Source organism: Arthrobacter saudimassiliensis (assembly GCF_059090665.1).
Genome location: NZ_JBNHFX010000005.1, coordinates 132652 through 148021, shown reverse-complemented (window position 1 = coordinate 148021; position 15370 = coordinate 132652). Strand labels below are relative to the sequence as shown.

Genomic DNA, 15370 nt, shown 5'->3' with positions numbered 1-15370 from the left:
CACCCCCATGGCAGATATCCAGTCCCCGATTCCCGGAGTCTTCTACCGCCGGCCCGGCCCCGACAAGCCTCCGTTCATCAACGAGGGCGACGCCGTCGAGGCCGGCCAGGTGATCGGCATCGTGGAGATCATGAAGCAGTTCACCGAGATCCAGGCCGAGGTCAGCGGGACGGTCAAGTCCTTCGGCGTCGAGGACGGGGCCATGGTCAACCCCGGAGACGTCCTGGTGACGGTCGTCGAGGGGCCCGCCGCATGATCAGCCGGCTCCTCGTCGCCAACCGCGGAGAAATAGCCGTCCGGATCATGCGAACCGCGTCGGAAATGAATATCGCCACCGTCGCGGTGGTGAGCGAGGCCGACACGGACTCGCTCTGGGCCCGGGCCGCCGACACCGTCGTGGTGCTTGGCCCGCCGCCCGCCGGCGCGAGCTACCTCAACCAGGATGCGATCCTCGACGCCGCCGCCTCCTCGGGCGCGGATGCCGTGCACCCCGGCTACGGCTTCCTCTCCGAGAACGCGGGCTTTGCCCGCCGGGTCCTCGACGCCGGACTGACCTGGGTGGGACCCTCGCCCGAAGCGATTGAGCTGATGGGCAACAAGGCCCGCGCCCGGGAAGCGGCCGAAGCCGCCGGCGTGCCCGTCATCGCCGGGACCAACGGGCCGCTCCGGCCGGACGAGGACGCGGTCGCCGCGGCCCGGACCATCGGCTACCCCCTGGTCGTGAAGGCTTCCGCCGGCGGCGGGGGCCGCGGCATCAGGCTGGTCACCGATGAAGCGGACCTGCTCACCACCATCGAGGCCGCCCGCGGCGAAGCGGCAGCCATCTTCGGCGACCCTGCGGTCTATCTCGAACAGTTCATCGAAGCGGCCCGCCACATCGAGGTGCAGGTCCTGGGAGACGGCACGGACTACGTGCATCTGGGCGATCGGGACTGCTCCATGCAGCGCCGGTCCCAGAAGGTGCTGGAAGAGGCGCCCGCGCCCAACCTTCCCGACCACGTGCGGGAGACCATCCGCACCAGCTCGGTCCGGCTCGCCGCCAGCTGCGGCTACCTGGGGGCCGGGACGGTGGAGTTCCTCTACGACCCGGTACGGGAGGAAGCCGCGTTCATCGAGATGAACACCCGGCTCCAGGTCGAACACCCGATCACCGAGGAGATCACCGGAATCGACCTGGTCCGTGAGCAGCTGGCGATCGCTTCCGGCGGCGGCATCTCCTTCCGCCAGGACGAGCTGGAATTCAGCGGCCATGCCATCGAATGCCGGATCAACGCCGAGGATCCCGCACGGAACTTCATGCCCAGCCCCGGAACCGTGGCCGCCCTGCAGTGGCCGGAAGGCGACGGCGTCCGGATCGATTCAGGCTTCGGCGAGGGATCGGTCATCCCGCCCTACTACGACTCGCTCATCGCCAAGGTCATTGTCCACGGACAGGACCGCGCGGGCGCCGTCTCCGCCATGTCCAAGGCGCTGGGCGAAGCGGTGGTGGAGGGCGTGAGCACCACCATCCCGCTGCACCTCAGGCTGCTCGGCGCACCGGAGTTCGCCGCCGCCGCCCACCACACCAAGTACATCGAACGGACACCGGCCATCCTGGAGGGACTGTGAGCAGCACATCCACCGCATCCACGTCGCGGTACACCTGGGGGGCTGACGAAACCCTCTTCGTCGAGATAGCGGAAGCCATGAGCCTGGAGGCGAACTTCAAGGCGATGGCCCTGGCGCGGGCACTCGCCGACGACGCTCCCGCCGGCATCATCGACATCTGCCCGGCCAACGCCTCCCTGCTGATCCGCTTTGACCCGGACATCCTGCTCCCCGCCGACCTCGAACGGGCGGTCCGGGACCTCGAAGCGTCCCTCGCCAGCGGGCCGACCCCGGTCCTGGAAACCCGGATCGTGGAGATCCCCGTCTGGTACGACGACCCGTTCACCTCCGAGGTGCAGCAGCGCTTCCGCGAAGGATTCCACCAGGACCCGTCCGGTACGGACCTGGAGTACGCGGCGGCGGTCAACGGACTGGCCGGTCCGGACGAGTTCATCCGCCGGCACCACACGGAGCCGTGGATCGTGTCCATGGTCGGGTTCGTGGCCGGGCTGCCGTTCATGTTCCAGCTGGTGGAACGGGAGGAGCAGCTGGAAGTGCCGAAGTACCTCAGCCCCAGGACGGACACGCCTCCGCTGACTGTGGGCCACGGCGGCTGCTTCGGCTGCATCTACTCGGTCCGCGGAGCCGGCGGGTACCAGATGTTTGGCGTCGCGGCGGCGCCCATCTTCGACCCCGCGCAGTCCCTGGCGGACTTCGAGGAGTTCATGGTGTTCTTCCGTCCCGGCGACATCGTGAAGTTCAGGCCGGTCGATGAGGCGGAATACCGCTCCATCCAGGCGCAGGTCGCCGACGGAACCTTCCGCTACCGGCAGGCTCCGGTCACCTTCGAGCTGGACCGGGCGCTCGCCGACCCCCGCAGCTACAACCGCACGATCATGGAGAAGCTCAATGGGATTTGAGATCAAGGTCCCCGGCCTGTCGACGACGGTCCAGGACCGCGGGCGGACAGGGTACTTCAACGTGGGCATTCCGCAGGGCGGGTGCCTGGACCAGTACTCCGCAGATCTGGCGAACGCCCTGGTCGGCAACGATCCCGAGGCGGCGGTGCTTGAGTGCACCTACACCGGGCCGGTGCTGGTCACCGATGCTCCCGCCGTCATCGCCGTCACCGGGGCACCGGCTCCGGTGAAGATCAACGGAGAACCGGCCCCGCAGTGGACCCGGCTGCAGCTCCAGGCCGGTGACGAGCTGTCCTTCGGCATGATCAGCGGCGGCACGAGGTACTACATCGCCGTACGCGGCGGCGTGGACACCCCGAAGGTGCTGGGGAGTCGGTCAACCTACGTCCTCGGCGGCATCGGGGGCCACCACGGCCGCAAGCTCGAAGCCGGCGATCTCCTGCCGGTGGGGGAGCCGGACCGTGACCTTCCCGCGGCTGCGAGCCTGGCCGAGCAGTACCGGCCCGCCTTCAGCAAGGCCCAGGAGGTGCGGGTGGTTCCGGGACTCTACGACCACCGGCTGACCGCCGAGGGCCGGGAGCAGCTGTTCTCCGCGGAGTGGACGCTGACCCCGGTCGCAGACCGGATGGGGCTGCGGTACTCCGGGCCGGGAGTGCAGTGGACGGAGCGCGAGCAGCCGTTCGGAGCCGGGTCGGATCCCTCCAACATCGTGGACGCCGGATACGCGGTCGGCTCGATCCAGATTCCCGGCGGCACGCAGCCGATCATCCTGCACCGCGACGCGGTCTCCGGCGGCGGGTACGCCATGGTGGCCACCGTCATCAGCGCGGACATGGACCTGGTGGCCCGCGCGGCCCCGGGCACCACGACCCGGTTCCGGGAGGTCACCCAGGAGCAGGCCCTTGCCGCCCGGCGTGAGCGCCGGGACCTGCTGGAGGCCGCCGCCGCTTCCCTCGCCGGTCTCTAGCGCGGCCGGGCAACACCGAAACGGCCCCGCTGAAACCGCATGGAGCGGTTCGGCGGGGCCGTTCGGCTCAGGCGGCGCCCTCGCCGTCGTCCGCCAGTTCGCGGCGCACCCGCGGAGCCACCACCGAGCCGTACAGCTCAATACAGCTCATCAGCTGCTCGTGGGGCAGCGTTCCCAGGCTGTACTTGAGGTCGAAGCGGGACAGACGCAGGGTGCGTGCGGTGCGGACGATCTTTTCCGCCACCGTTTCGGGCGAACCGATGAACAGGGCGCCGTCGGGCCCCGCATCCGCCTCGTACGCCGCCCTCGTCAGCGGCGGCCAGCCGCGCTCGCGGCCGATCCGCCCCTGCATCTCGGCGTAGTGCGGCCAGGCCTCCTCCAGCGCCCGCTCGTCCGTGTCGGCGATGTAGCCGGGGGAGTGCGCCCCCACCGGCAGCGCGGGCTGGTTGAACTGGGCCAGGGCCCGATCGTAGAGATCCACGTAGGGGGCAAACCGGGCCGGCTGCCCGCCGATGATGGCCAGCATCAGGGGCAGTCCGTAGTGCGCGGCGCGCACCACCGACTGCGGGGTGCCGCCGACGGCGATCCAGGTCGGCAGCTGTCCGGACGCGGTGGGCGGAAAGACGCGGGCTCCGTGCAGGCCCGGCCGCAGCCGGCCCTCCCAGGTGACCGGTTCCTCCCGGCGCAGCCGCAGGAACAGGTCCAGCTTTTCCTCGAACAGGGCCTCGTAGTCGGCCAGGTCGTAGCCGAACAGGGGGAACGATTCGGTGAAGGACCCGCGCCCCAGGATCACTTCGGCCCGGCCGCCGGACAGGGCGTCCAGGGTCGCGAAGCGCTGGTAGACGCGTACCGGATCATCCGAGCTCAGCACGGTCACCGCGGAGCCGAGCCGCAGCCGTGTGGTCTTGGCCGCCACGGCGGCCAGCACGACGTCGGGGGCGGACACGGCGTAGTCCTCGCGGTGGTGTTCGCCCAGCCCGAAGAAGTCGAGGCCGAGGGTATCGGCGAGAACGGCCTCCTCCACAACGTTGCGGATCACCTCCGGCTGCCCCAGCGGGCGCCCGTCGGGCCCTTCCGTCACATCTCCGAACGTGTCCAGTCCCAGTTCCAGCCGAGCCATGGTTCCAGCCTCCAATTTGTATGCGTATGCATATTCTATGCACGCCGGACGGTCAGGCGTGGCGATCCCGCCGGCGGCCGGGGGATAGACTTGAATCCGATCCGCGGCAGCCCCGGACGGCGGGCGGACGGCAGGGGGCCGACGTCGTTATCCGCCTTTCCGGGGCAGCACCGACAAGCGACTGATTGAGGTATCTTGCGAGACTTTACGGCACGCCTGGCCACCGCCGAAGAGATTGCCAACTGGGACAAACTGGTGCTCTCCAACCCCGGAGGCGGCAACGTCCTGCAGTCCGCGGCCTACGCCGAGGTGAAGTCCCACCACGGCTGGAACCCCGTGCACGTGGTGTTCGAAGGCGCCGGCTACACCAGCTGGAACCTCGTCATTGAAAAGAAGGTGCCCGGCCTGGGCAGCCTCTGGTACATGATCAAGGGCCCGTCCGTGGCCGAACCGGGCGACGTGCCGCTGATGGCGCAGGCGCTGGCCCGCTACGTGCGGGAGACCCGCCGCGGTGTCTTCGGGATCAAGGTGGAGCCCGACGTCGTCGCCTCCGAGGAGATCCGCGCACGGTACGCCGCAGCAGGGCTGGTCAAGACCTTCAATCTGCAGCCCAACGACTCCACCGCGCTGCTGGACACCAGCGTCGACGAGGAGCAGCTGCTGAAGAACCTGTCCTCGCGGGGCCGCAACGCGGTGCGCCGGGCCATCCGGGAAGGCGCCGACGTGCGCCGCGTGGAGCCCACCGAAGAGAACATGCGCATCATGTACCGGCTGATGAGCCACATCGAGGACCGCTCCGCGGCACGGCTGCGCTCCTTCGAGTACTACCAGCGGTTCTGGAGCAACTTCGTGGAGGCCGGCCAGGGCCGCTTCTACTTCGCCTTCGAGGACGGCGAGCCCTCCGTGGGCGCCTTTGTCATCGCCTACGGCTCCAAGGGCACCTACAAGGACGGCGGCTCCAAGCCCAAGCGCCGGCAGTACGGCGACTCGCACCTGGTGCAGTGGACCGCCATCACCGAGCTGAAGCGGGACTTCGGGATCAGCGAGTACGACTTCTGCGGCACCCCGCCCAGCGACAAACTCAAGGACAAGGACCACCCGCACCACGGGCTGGGCCTGTTCAAGACCAGCTTTTCCAAGACGGTCACCGACTTCGTAGGGTGTTATGACCTGGTGGTGCACCCGGTGCGGTACCGGCTCTGGAACGTCATCGGGGAGCGGGTGGCACGCCAGATCTACTGGCGCCGCCACCACCAGCCGTTCTACTAGGAACACGGGCCCGGGCGGTCCGCAGCACAGGCGTGCAGGGCACGCAAGGCACAGCAGCTTGCCCGCAAGGGCGGGAGGGGTGAGTTATTGGACAGGACACCCGATGCGGAGGAGCGCAGCTCCGCATCGAACACGGCGCCGGCGGCCGGCCCCATCCCGGTGATTCAGGCCCCGGGGCTGCCCAGGCAGCAGCCCAAGCCGCCGGGACGGCCCCCCGCAGGGGCGACGGCGGCCGCAGTCACCGGCGAGCTGAAGAGCACCAGGCCCAAGCCCCCGCCGCCCACTGACACGGTGACCGGCACGGCGGTGCCCTCGGGGGCGCCGGCCACCGCCGCGGTACGCGCTGCAACGCGGGCGATCCGCACGGTCCGCAGCCGGCGTCCGCCTGCCGCAGGTGCCCCGGGGAGGTCGACCACCACAGCCAAGCCACCGGGCACGGCCAAGCCCGTCGTGCCCCGGACCACGGGCACGGCGGCCAAGCCGGAGCGGCACGTTCCCTCCGCCAGCCGGCCCGACCGCTCCACCGCGGCCGCCCGCCGGATGCTGCGGCGCCTGGTGCAGGGCGAGGCGCCGCCCACTCAGGCCATGTCCCTGGTGGAGCGCCTGGCCGGCAGCCCCTATGCGAATCCGGTCCGCACGGCCGGGGCCGATGCCAGCGCCCGCAAGAGCCTGGACTTCGCGCTCGGCCTGGCGGAGACCATGTTCCGCTACGGCGCAGGGGCCCTGGAAGTCGAGACGGCGATCATCGCCGTCACCGCGGCCTTCGACCTGGACAGCATCGAGGTGGACATCACCAACCAGTCGGTGCTGCTCAACTACTCGCCGAAGGACCAGACGCCGATCACGGTGATGCGGGTGGTGCGGTCCTGGACCAACAACTACGCCGGCCTGGCCCTGGTGCACCAGCTGGTCACGGACATCGCCGACGGCGGGGTGAGCCGGGCCGAGGCCGCGGTTCGCCTGGACGAGATCAACCAGCGGCCCAAACCGTTCCCGCGGTGGGCCGTCACGGGGAGCACCGGCGTCTTCGCCGCCGCCATCGTGGCGTTCATCGGAGGCAGCCCGCTGGAATCGCTGATCGGGTTCGCCAGCACCATCCTGGTCAGCCTGCTGCAGCGGCTGTTCGGGCGCTGGCGCATCCCCGACTTCTTCACCACCGCGGCCAGCGGGTTCCTGGTCACCGTGCTGGCGCTGGCGATCTGGGCGCTGGGCGAAGCCGGCGCCTGGGAGGCGCAGGTCTCACCCGGGCTGGTCGTGGCGGGCGGGATCCTGCTGCTGCTGCCCACCGGCCGCCTGGTCTCGGCCGTGCAGGACGCCATCAACGGGTTCCCCGTGACCGCGTCCGGGCGCTTCCTGTCCGCGTTCCTGTCCTTCGCCGCGATCGTGGCGGGCATCGCCGTCGGCCTGGTGCTGGGAGCCCAGATGGGGCTGCCCCCGCTGGCGGTCACCACCGTCACCGGGTCGCAGTACGGGTTCGTCGTCACCCTGGCCCTGCTGGCGGTCGCGCTCGGGACCATCAGCATCACCGAGCAGTCACCGATGCGCCTGATCCTGCCCACCGTGGGCGTCGGCCTGGCCGGCTACCTGGCCCAGCTGCTGGCAGAGGCCGCCGGCGTCGGCCCCCGGCTGACCCCGGCCGTGGCCGCCGTCGCCATCGGCGTGCTGGCCCGGGTGGTGGCGCTGCGGATGGGGGCGCCACAGCTGATCGTGGCGGTGCCGGCGATCCTCTTCCTGTTCCCGGGGCTGAGCATCTTCCGCTCCATGTACGGGCTGACGATCGGCATCGACGACATCTCCGGCGGCGTCGTCGGACTGATCAACGCCCTGACGGTCATCCTCGCGATCGCCGGCGGCGTGGTGCTTGGAGACAACATGGCCCGCCCGCTGACCCGCTCCTTCACCGGAGTCGAGCGGCGGAACCGCCGCCGCTGACCCGCTCCGACCAACGGAAAGAGGCGTCCGCTCCCCACGGGGAACGGACGCCTCTTTCGTGGGGGAGTCAGAGAATCTTGCCGACCGGAGTCCGCTTTTCCGCCTGGAAGGCGTCTTCGGTCCGTCCGGCGGCCCAGTACCCGGAGAGCGAGACCCGGGACCGTTCCAGGCCCCGATGGCTGAAGAAAACGTCACGAAGCGACTTCATGGCCTCCCGCTCGCCGTGGGCAAAGACCTGCACCGCGCCGTCGAGCCAGGGAGCGGCGGCGACGGCCCGCGCGAGCAGCTCCGGAGCCGGGTCCTCGTCGCGGTAGAGCCAGTGCAGCTGCACGCCTTCCGGGGCCCGCAGGGCCTGCCGGTCCGCCGGGCCCTGCACCTCCAGGAAGGCCTGCCCGACGGCGGCCGCGGGCAGCGCCTCCAGGGCGGCCGCTGTGGCCGGCAGCGCCGATTCGTCCGCGGCGAAGAAGTACCAGTCCGCCTCCGGGTCGATGGTGAACGCGCCGCCCGGGCCGGAGAAGCTCAGGGTGTCGCCGGGCCGGGCGGAGTCGGCCCAGGGCCCGGCGATGCCCTCGTCGCCGTGGATGACGAAATCGATGGCCAGTTCGGCCGCCTCGGTATCCACCCAGCGGATCGTGTAGGTGCGGGACACGGGCCACTGCTCACGGGGCGAATCCGCGCGCATCTGCTCCAGGTCCGCGCCCTCCGGCACGGGACGGCCGTCCGGCCCGAACCAGATCTTGCAGTAGGAATCGGTGCAGTCCTTGGGCTGGAACTGGAAAAAGTTCGGTCCGCCGGCCACGATCCGCACCATGTGCGGGGTCAGCTGCTCGCGCCGCAGCACTTCCAGGAACACCAGGGGACGGGCAGGCCGCCGGGCAGCGCCCGGGGGCGGGGAAAGAGGCTCAGCGGGCACGCGGTGGATCTCCTAGCATCGCGGGGGACTTGCCTCTACCGTACCGCCTCGAGGCGCCAGTCCACCGGTGTCGCCCCCTGGGCCTTGAGCAGTATGTTGGCCCGGCTGAACGGCCGGGACCCGAAGAAACCCTTGGAGGCCGACAGGGGGCTGGGGTGCACGGATTCAATCCGCGGAGCCCCGTGCAGCAGCGGGACCACGGACTGCGCGTCCCGGCCCCAGAGGATCGCCACCAGCGGGGCGTGGCTGCCGTCGGACAGCTTCCGGGAGGCGACGGCCTCGACTGCGAGGGAGGTGATGTCCTCCCACCCGCGGCCGCGGTGGGAGCCTGCGCTGCCCGCTTCCACGGTCAGCACCCGGTTCATCAGCAGCACGCCCTGATCGGCCCAGGCGGAGAGGTCGCCGTGGGCCGGCGGATCGATGTCCAGGTCCGCCTTCAGTTCACGGTAGATGTTGCCGAGGCTGCGCGGCAGCGGCCGGACGGCGGCGTCCACGGAGAAGGACAGGCCGACGGCGTGCCCGGGCGTGGGATAGGGATCCTGGCCCAGCAGCAGCACCTTCACCTCCGCGAGCGGGCGGGTGAAGGCCCGCAGGATGTTGCCGGGGGCGGGCAGGATATCGGCTCCGGCGTCGCGCTCCGCGGCGAGGTCCGCCAGCAGGGACCGGATCTTTCCGGCCACCGGGGCCAGCGCTTCGGCCCAGTCCGGGGCCATGGCGGCCAAAGGATCGGCGTCCTGGGCGCGCCCGGCGGTCTCGGTCTCAGCGGCGAGGGGAAACGCCGTCGGCGCGCCCTCCCGGCCGTTCGGTGTCCAGGCCCTCCGCGGCGGCCGCGCGGGGGCCGGTCCGCCGTCCGGTGCCGCCTCCGGCCGGCCGTTCCCGCCGGAGCCGGAAGGGTGGGGAAGGTCGAACAACGCGGGCTGGTTGGTGGTGCTCACCCCTCCAGTCTTGGCCAAACCGGCGGGAAAAGACAGTTCGCAGCCACCTGTGTCCGGGCCGCCTCTGTCCGGGCCCTCCGGGCCGCTGCCGTACCCGCCGGAACGCTCACGCGCCGGGGGGTATCCTCGCGGCCGGCCCGCCGTGGCGCCGCCGGCCCCGTGCCATGGCGGAATGACAAGCCTGTGATTTCGGGACTAGCATTGAACAGGGCGCCGCGGAACCGCGGCGTCGTCCAGACAGCGAAGGGAGAGCGCGTGGCACAGCCGGCCGAGGCCTTTTCGTTGGAGGACGCGGTCGATCCCGAGAGCCCGCTCACTGCGCAGGAGCAGCAGATGCTCGCCGTCGAACGCGCCTGGTGGAAATATGCGGGCGCAAAGGAGCAGGCGATCCGCGAGCTTTTCGGACTCTCCGCCACCCGCTATTACCAGATCCTCAACTCGCTCATCGATACCGAAGAGGCTCTGGCGCACGACCCGATGCTGGTCAAGAGATTGCGTAGACTGCGTACGACCCGCCAGCGCGCCCGCAGCGCGCGCCGCCTGGGCAACGACGCCTGAATCCGCTCCTGAAGACAGGACTGAAAGACCCGATGAGCAAGTACCCGCGGGATGAATTCGATAAGGTTCCCGAGTCCTCCGCCCGGCAGGGCGTGCACCGTGAGCGGCTTATTCCGGCCCGCTCCAATGGGCTGGGCCTGCTGATCACCGTGGGGGTGCTGGCTCTCGTCGTGGGACTGGCCGCCTATTTCGTCCTGCCGAGGCTCGGCATCGGAGCCGGCGCCCCGGCGCCGGCCGACTCGCCCACCGCGGCCGCAGCGGAGGAATCCCCGACGGCCCGCCCCGAGACGACGCCTGAGGGTGCTGAAGACGGTGCCGGGGACACGGAAACCGAAGACACCGGATCCACCGCAGAGCCTGAGCCCACCGACGAGCCGGCCCCTGAACCCAGCGAGGAACCGGCCCCGCAGCCGGACCGCACACAGCCGGTGGTCGTGCTGAACGGAACCACCGTGGGTGGTCTCGGTGCGAGCATCTCCGGCCGGATCGGGCAGGACGGATGGACCACCGCACAGGTCGGAAACTGGCAGGGCCAGCCGCTCCAGGGTTCCGCGGTGTTCTACAGCACCGAGGAACAGCGGATCAACGCCGAGGCGCTGGGAACGCTGCTGGGAATTCCCGCCGTGCAGTCGCCGGGCTTCGACTACGTGACGGTCGCGGCCGGACCGGGCTTCCGGTAACCGGCGGCGGGGGAAAGCCCTTTCGTTAAATCTCCATAACATTCCATTTCCTCCGTGTGCAGCCTCCGCGGTGCTGGTTAGAGTGTTGCCAGCCGCGGGGCCAGCTGAATTACGTTGCGTTTTCGCCCGTCTTTCCGCAGCAACTTCGGCCATTCTTTACCGCGGCCAGCAGGGTCGCGGCGCGGGGCACAAGAAATTGGAGAAACACATGGCGCAGGGGATCGTCAAATGGTTCAACGGGGAGAAGGGGTACGGGTTCATCACGGTCGATGAGGCCCAGACCGATGTCTTTGTCCATTGGTCAGCCATCCAGGCGACGGGGTACCGCACCCTCGAGGAAGGCCAGCGGGTGGAGTTCCAGATAGGGCAGGGGCAGAAGGGTCCCCAGGCGGAGGACGTCAGGGCCCTTTCCTAGGTTGGACGGCGGCGTCCGCCGCGGTGGCGACACCGCCGGGCGACGTTCCTGAAGAGGCAGCACGAGGGGACGCAGGGGAAACCCGGCGTCCCCTCCGGCTGTCCGGGCCGGCTTTGCCGGATCGCTTGCACTCGAGTGGCGGGAGTGCTAATTATTGACTTAGCACTCTTACCGGACGACTGCTAAGTCGGTGGTGTTGAGTGAACCCGCAGGCCACCGGGGTGATGGCAGGGACCGTACGTACCTAGATCGTGCGGGCCGGGCCAGCCGTCGCGGGCGCCCCAGGTCGGAATGCAGCATCTACGCTCCAAGCATGAGAGTTCCGGAAGGACGATAGCCGTTATGGCCAAGATCATTGCATTTGATGAAGAGGCACGCCGGGGCCTCGAGCGAGGCCTGAACACCCTCGCCGACGCCGTCAAGGTCACCCTCGGCCCGCGTGGCCGCAACGTGGTCCTCGAGAAGAAGTGGGGCGCTCCCACGATCACCAACGACGGCGTGTCCATCGCCAAGGAGATCGAACTCGACGATCCGTACGAGAAGATCGGCGCCGAGCTGGTCAAGGAAGTTGCCAAGAAGACCGACGACGTCGCCGGTGACGGCACCACCACGGCAACCGTTCTGGCCCAGGCCCTGGTGAAGGAAGGCCTGCGCAACGTGGCTGCCGGCGCCGACCCGCTGAGCCTGAAGCGCGGCATCGAGAAGGCCGTCGAGGCCGTGACCGCGCAGCTGCTCGACTCCGCGAAGGAGATCGAGACCAAGGAGCAGATCGCGGCGACCGCGTCCATCTCCGCCGGTGACAAGCAGATCGGCGACCTGATCGCCGAGGCGCTGGACAAGGTCGGCAAGGAAGGCGTCATCACGGTCGAGGAGTCCAACACCTTCGGCCTCGAGCTCGAGCTCACCGAAGGCATGCGCTTCGACAAGGGCTACATCTCCGGCTACTTCGTCACCGACGCCGAGCGCCAGGAAGCGGTCCTTGAGGATCCGTACATCCTGATCGTCAACTCCAAGATCTCCAACGTGAAGGATCTGGTGGCCGTCCTTGAGAAGGTCATGCAGTCCAACAAGCCGCTGCTGATCATCGCCGAAGACGTCGAGGGCGAGGCCCTGGCCACCCTCGTGGTCAACAAGATCCGCGGCACCTTCAAGTCCGTCGCCGTGAAGGCTCCGGGCTTCGGTGACCGCCGCAAGGCGCAGCTGGCCGACATCGCCATCCTGACCGGCGGCCAGGTCATCGCCGAGGAAGTCGGCCTGAAGCTGGAGAACGCCACCCTCGACCTGCTGGGCCGTGCCCGCAAGGTCGTCGTCACCAAGGACGAGACCACCATCGTCGAAGGTGCCGGCGACGCCGAGGAGATCGCGGGCCGCGTGAACCAGATCCGCGCCGAGATCGAGAACTCCGATTCCGACTACGACCGCGAGAAGCTGCAGGAGCGCCTGGCCAAGCTGGCCGGCGGCGTCGCCGTCATCAAGGCCGGCGCAGCCACCGAGGTTGAGCTCAAGGAGCGCAAGCACCGCATCGAGGACGCCGTGCGCAACGCCAAGGCTGCCGTCGAGGAAGGCATCGTCGCCGGCGGCGGCGTCGCCCTCATCCAGGCCGGCCAGAAGGCTTTCGCCAACCTGGCCCTGGAAGGCGACGAGGCCACCGGCGCCAACATCGTCAAGGTTGCCATCGACGCTCCGCTGAAGCAGATCGCGCTGAACTCCGGCATGGAGCCCGGCGTGGTCGTCGACAAGGTCCGCGGCCTGGAAGAGGGCTTCGGCCTGAACGCGGCCACCGGTGAGTACGAGGACCTGCTGGCCGCCGGCGTCAACGACCCGGTCAAGGTCACCCGCTCGGCGCTGCAGAACGCGGCGTCGATCGCCGGCCTGTTCCTCACCACCGAGGCCGTTGTCGCCGACAAGCCGGAGAAGGCCGCTGCGGCCGTTCCGGGCGGCGACGACATGGGCGGCATGGGCGGCATGGGCGGCTTCTAGCCCCCGCCGCGGACATGCTCCGCTGACGCGTGACTGAAAAGGCGCGGCACCCGCCAGGGTGCCGCGCCTTTCCTGTTCCGTGCTCCTTATCGTGCGTCAGTAGCGGAACAGGGCGGTGTTCGCCGCCTCCGTCTCGGCGTACTGCTCCGAGGCGAACCGCAGGGCCTGGTTGATGCTGGCCAGGGACTCCTCGACCTGCGCCTGCGTGGCCCGCCATTCGCCCACCACGGACTGGAAGTTCGCCGACGCCTGGCCCTGCCAGCTGTCGGCCAGGGCCTGGAGCCCGGACTGCATGCCGTTGATCTCCGCCTGCAGCCGGTCGATGGTGCCCTGCACCTCCGCGCTGCGGGCGATCAGGACGTCGCTGTCGACCTGGATAAGTGCCATCTCGTGTTCCTCCTCGTGAGCCGTGCCCGGATGCAGCCACGGTAGGCCGGGAAGGATGCCGGCCCCGCGGTCAGCGGCCGGCTGTGGGCGCTGGGCGCGGTGCTGATGCCTGTGGAGGACAGCCCGCGGTCGGTGGGAGGGCCTCAGCGGCGGGAACCCCGCCCGAATGCCCCGCTGCGGCCGCCCCGCCGCTGCCCGCCGCCGGAATCGCCATCGCCGGCGTCCCCGCTGCCGCCGTCGCCGTCCCCCTCTTCGTCGTCCTCGCCGGAGGGCGCCGGATCCACAGGGTGATAGGGCAGGCGGATGGACATGGTGGCGCCCCCGCCTTCGGTTTCGCTGAGGCGGACGGTGCCGTCCTGCTGGGCCACGAGGGCGGCCACGATGGCCAGGCCCAAGCCCGTGCCGCCGGTCTCGCGCTGGCGCGAGGAATCCGCCCGGTAGAACCGTTCGAAGACCCGGGCCGCGTCCTCCTCCGAGATGCCCGGCCCGTGGTCCCTCACCTCCAGCACCGCGTCCATCCGGTCGTGGATGACCGGCGCGACGCCGACGGCGATTTCGATGGGCGACCCATCCGGGGTGTAGCGCAGGGCATTGGTCATGAGGTTGGCGACGACCTGGCGCAGCCGCGCCTCATCGCCCAGGGTGGGCGCGCTGCGCGGCCCGTTTCCGTCCAGGCCGATGACCCTGATCTCCCGGTTGGGCGCGCTGGCGCGGGCATCGAAGGCGGCGTCGGTGCCCAGGATCATCAGGTCCACCGGAGCCATCTCCAAGGGGCGCTGTTCGTCGATCCGGGCCAGGGTGAGCAGGTCCTCGACCAGCTGGCCCATCCGCTTGGCCTCACTCTCGATCCGGCCCATCGCGGCGGCCACATCCTCAGGCTTCTGCAGGGCGCCGTGCCGGTAAAGCTCGGAGAAGCCGCGGATGGTCACCAGCGGGGTGCGCAGCTCGTGCGAGGCGTCCTGGACGAAGCGGCGCATCCGTTCCTCGGACTGCGTGCGGGCGGCGAAGGCGCGCTCGATGTGCGCCAGCATCGCGTTCAGGGAACGCGACAGCCGCCCGATCTCGGTGGCGGGGTTGCCGACGTCGACCCGGCGGGAGAGATCACCGGCGGCAATCGCCGCCGCAGTCTTTTCCACCTGGCGCAGCGGCCGGAACTGGCGGGTCACCGCCCAGTAGGCGACGCCGGTGGCACCGAGCGTCCCCAGCAGGCCGACGGAAAACACAAGGGAGGCGGCCTCGTCGACGGTTTCGGCGACGCCGTCCAGGCGCACCGCGACGGCGATCGAGCCGGGCAGGTTTTCGACGGCGTAGACCCGCACCCGCCAGCCCTTGCTGTTCAGGGCCGTGCCCCGGACATCGAACCCCTCCTGGTTGGTGGCCAGGGCTTCGTCGCGCGTGTAGTTGGGGATGACGGGCGTGTCCATGCCGGCCGCGCTGTGGGTGGCGGGGCCGTAGCTGCCGTCTTCGTTGAGGTACTGGCCGTAGTACTGAAACAGAGTGGGCTCGGTGGCCTCAGCGTCGGAGAGCAGGTACCGCAGCACCGCCTGGGCGTTGTCGCCGATGTCGCTGTCCAGGCGGGTCACCAGGATCTGGCGCAGGACGGTAATGGTGGCCACCCCGGTGATCGTGACGGTGACAACCATGAGGACCACCATGATGGCGACCAGCTGTGACCGCAGCGACGCGGACTTCCAGCGTCGCAGCAAG

The 15370-nt window shown here is 69.8% G+C and carries 16 protein-coding genes; 10 read left to right on the top strand and 6 right to left on the bottom strand.

Annotated elements, in window-relative coordinates; translation table 11 throughout:
* Window positions 1–7 precede the first annotated feature (7 nt).
* The 4 genes from AC5RV6_RS16730 to AC5RV6_RS16715 are packed head-to-tail and all read left to right on the top strand — an operon-like array spanning window position 8 to window position 3474.
* Window positions 8–256: an acetyl-CoA carboxylase gene (locus AC5RV6_RS16730; RefSeq protein ID WP_494008491.1), complete on the top strand. Its 249-nt coding sequence runs from the start codon at window positions 8–10 to the stop codon at window positions 254–256.
* Complete coding sequence (locus AC5RV6_RS16725; protein ID WP_494008490.1) at window positions 253–1608, top strand: acetyl-CoA carboxylase biotin carboxylase subunit; 1356 nt, start codon at window positions 253–255, stop codon at window positions 1606–1608. Before AC5RV6_RS16730 ends, AC5RV6_RS16725 begins: the two co-directional genes overlap by 4 nt.
* Entirely contained in the window at window positions 1605–2507 is a 903-nt protein-coding gene (locus tag AC5RV6_RS16720; protein ID WP_494008489.1) for a 5-oxoprolinase subunit B family protein, read from the top strand. Before AC5RV6_RS16725 ends, AC5RV6_RS16720 begins: the two co-directional genes overlap by 4 nt.
* Window positions 2497–3474, top strand: a complete 978-nt coding sequence (locus tag AC5RV6_RS16715; RefSeq protein WP_494008488.1) for a 5-oxoprolinase subunit C family protein — start codon at window positions 2497–2499, stop codon at window positions 3472–3474. Before AC5RV6_RS16720 ends, AC5RV6_RS16715 begins: the two co-directional genes overlap by 11 nt.
* A 67-nt stretch (window positions 3475–3541) precedes the next feature.
* Here AC5RV6_RS16715 and AC5RV6_RS16710 read toward each other — a convergent pair whose 3' ends face one another.
* Window positions 3542–4594 (bottom strand): LLM class flavin-dependent oxidoreductase, encoded by a 1053-nt coding sequence (locus tag AC5RV6_RS16710; protein WP_494008487.1) that lies wholly within the window; start codon window positions 4592–4594, stop codon window positions 3542–3544.
* Window positions 4595–4789: 195 nt separating this feature from the next.
* Here AC5RV6_RS16710 and AC5RV6_RS16705 point away from each other — a divergent pair, with 195 nt between their 5' ends.
* Window positions 4790–5863: a lipid II:glycine glycyltransferase FemX gene (locus AC5RV6_RS16705; RefSeq protein WP_494008486.1), complete on the top strand. Its 1074-nt coding sequence runs from the start codon at window positions 4790–4792 to the stop codon at window positions 5861–5863.
* A gap of 164 nt (window positions 5864–6027) precedes the next feature.
* On the opposite strand, the gene AC5RV6_RS16700 is transcribed toward AC5RV6_RS16705, so the two are convergent.
* Window positions 6028–6282 carry a hypothetical protein gene (locus AC5RV6_RS16700; RefSeq protein WP_494008485.1) on the bottom strand — a complete coding sequence of 85 codons (255 nt, stop codon included), beginning with the start codon at window positions 6280–6282 and terminating at the stop codon, window positions 6028–6030.
* A 31-nt stretch (window positions 6283–6313) separates the two neighbouring features.
* On the opposite strand from AC5RV6_RS16700, the gene AC5RV6_RS16695 reads away from it, so the two are divergent.
* On the top strand, window positions 6314–7795 hold the full coding sequence (locus AC5RV6_RS16695; RefSeq protein ID WP_494008484.1) for a threonine/serine exporter family protein: 1482 nt from the start codon (window positions 6314–6316) through the stop codon (window positions 7793–7795).
* Between the two features lie 67 nt (window positions 7796–7862).
* Here AC5RV6_RS16695 and AC5RV6_RS16690 read toward each other — a convergent pair whose 3' ends face one another.
* Together AC5RV6_RS16690 and AC5RV6_RS16685 are read right to left on the bottom strand one after the other, a co-directional pair.
* A complete protein-coding gene (locus AC5RV6_RS16690; RefSeq protein WP_494008483.1) occupies window positions 7863–8708 on the bottom strand; it encodes a siderophore-interacting protein in 846 nt (281 codons plus the stop codon).
* 35 nt (window positions 8709–8743) lie between these two features.
* Complete coding sequence (locus tag AC5RV6_RS16685) at window positions 8744–9643, bottom strand: uracil-DNA glycosylase (protein WP_494008482.1); 900 nt, start codon at window positions 9641–9643, stop codon at window positions 8744–8746.
* Between the two features lie 282 nt (window positions 9644–9925).
* Between AC5RV6_RS16685 and AC5RV6_RS16680 the strand changes: the two genes are divergently transcribed.
* From AC5RV6_RS16680 to groL, 4 genes are all read left to right on the top strand, one after another.
* Window positions 9926–10201, top strand: a complete 276-nt coding sequence (locus tag AC5RV6_RS16680) for a DUF3263 domain-containing protein (protein WP_494008527.1) — start codon at window positions 9926–9928, stop codon at window positions 10199–10201.
* A gap of 32 nt (window positions 10202–10233) precedes the next feature.
* On the top strand, window positions 10234–10881 hold the full coding sequence (locus AC5RV6_RS16675) for a LytR C-terminal domain-containing protein (protein ID WP_494008481.1): 648 nt from the start codon (window positions 10234–10236) through the stop codon (window positions 10879–10881).
* Window positions 10882–11089: 208 nt separating this feature from the next.
* Window positions 11090–11296, top strand: coding sequence for a cold-shock protein (locus tag AC5RV6_RS16670; RefSeq protein WP_494008480.1), 207 nt, complete (start codon window positions 11090–11092; stop codon window positions 11294–11296).
* A gap of 342 nt (window positions 11297–11638) precedes the next feature.
* Complete coding sequence (groL, locus tag AC5RV6_RS16665; protein ID WP_494008479.1) at window positions 11639–13276, top strand: chaperonin GroEL; 1638 nt, start codon at window positions 11639–11641, stop codon at window positions 13274–13276.
* Window positions 13277–13372: 96 nt separating this feature from the next.
* Here groL and AC5RV6_RS16660 read toward each other — a convergent pair whose 3' ends face one another.
* Window positions 13373–13663 (bottom strand): WXG100 family type VII secretion target, encoded by a 291-nt coding sequence (locus AC5RV6_RS16660; RefSeq protein ID WP_494008478.1) that lies wholly within the window; start codon window positions 13661–13663, stop codon window positions 13373–13375.
* 143 nt (window positions 13664–13806) lie between these two features.
* On the bottom strand, window positions 13807–15369 hold the full coding sequence (locus tag AC5RV6_RS16655; RefSeq protein ID WP_494008477.1) for a sensor histidine kinase: 1563 nt from the start codon (window positions 15367–15369) through the stop codon (window positions 13807–13809).
* Between the last annotated feature and the right edge of the window lies 1 nt (window position 15370).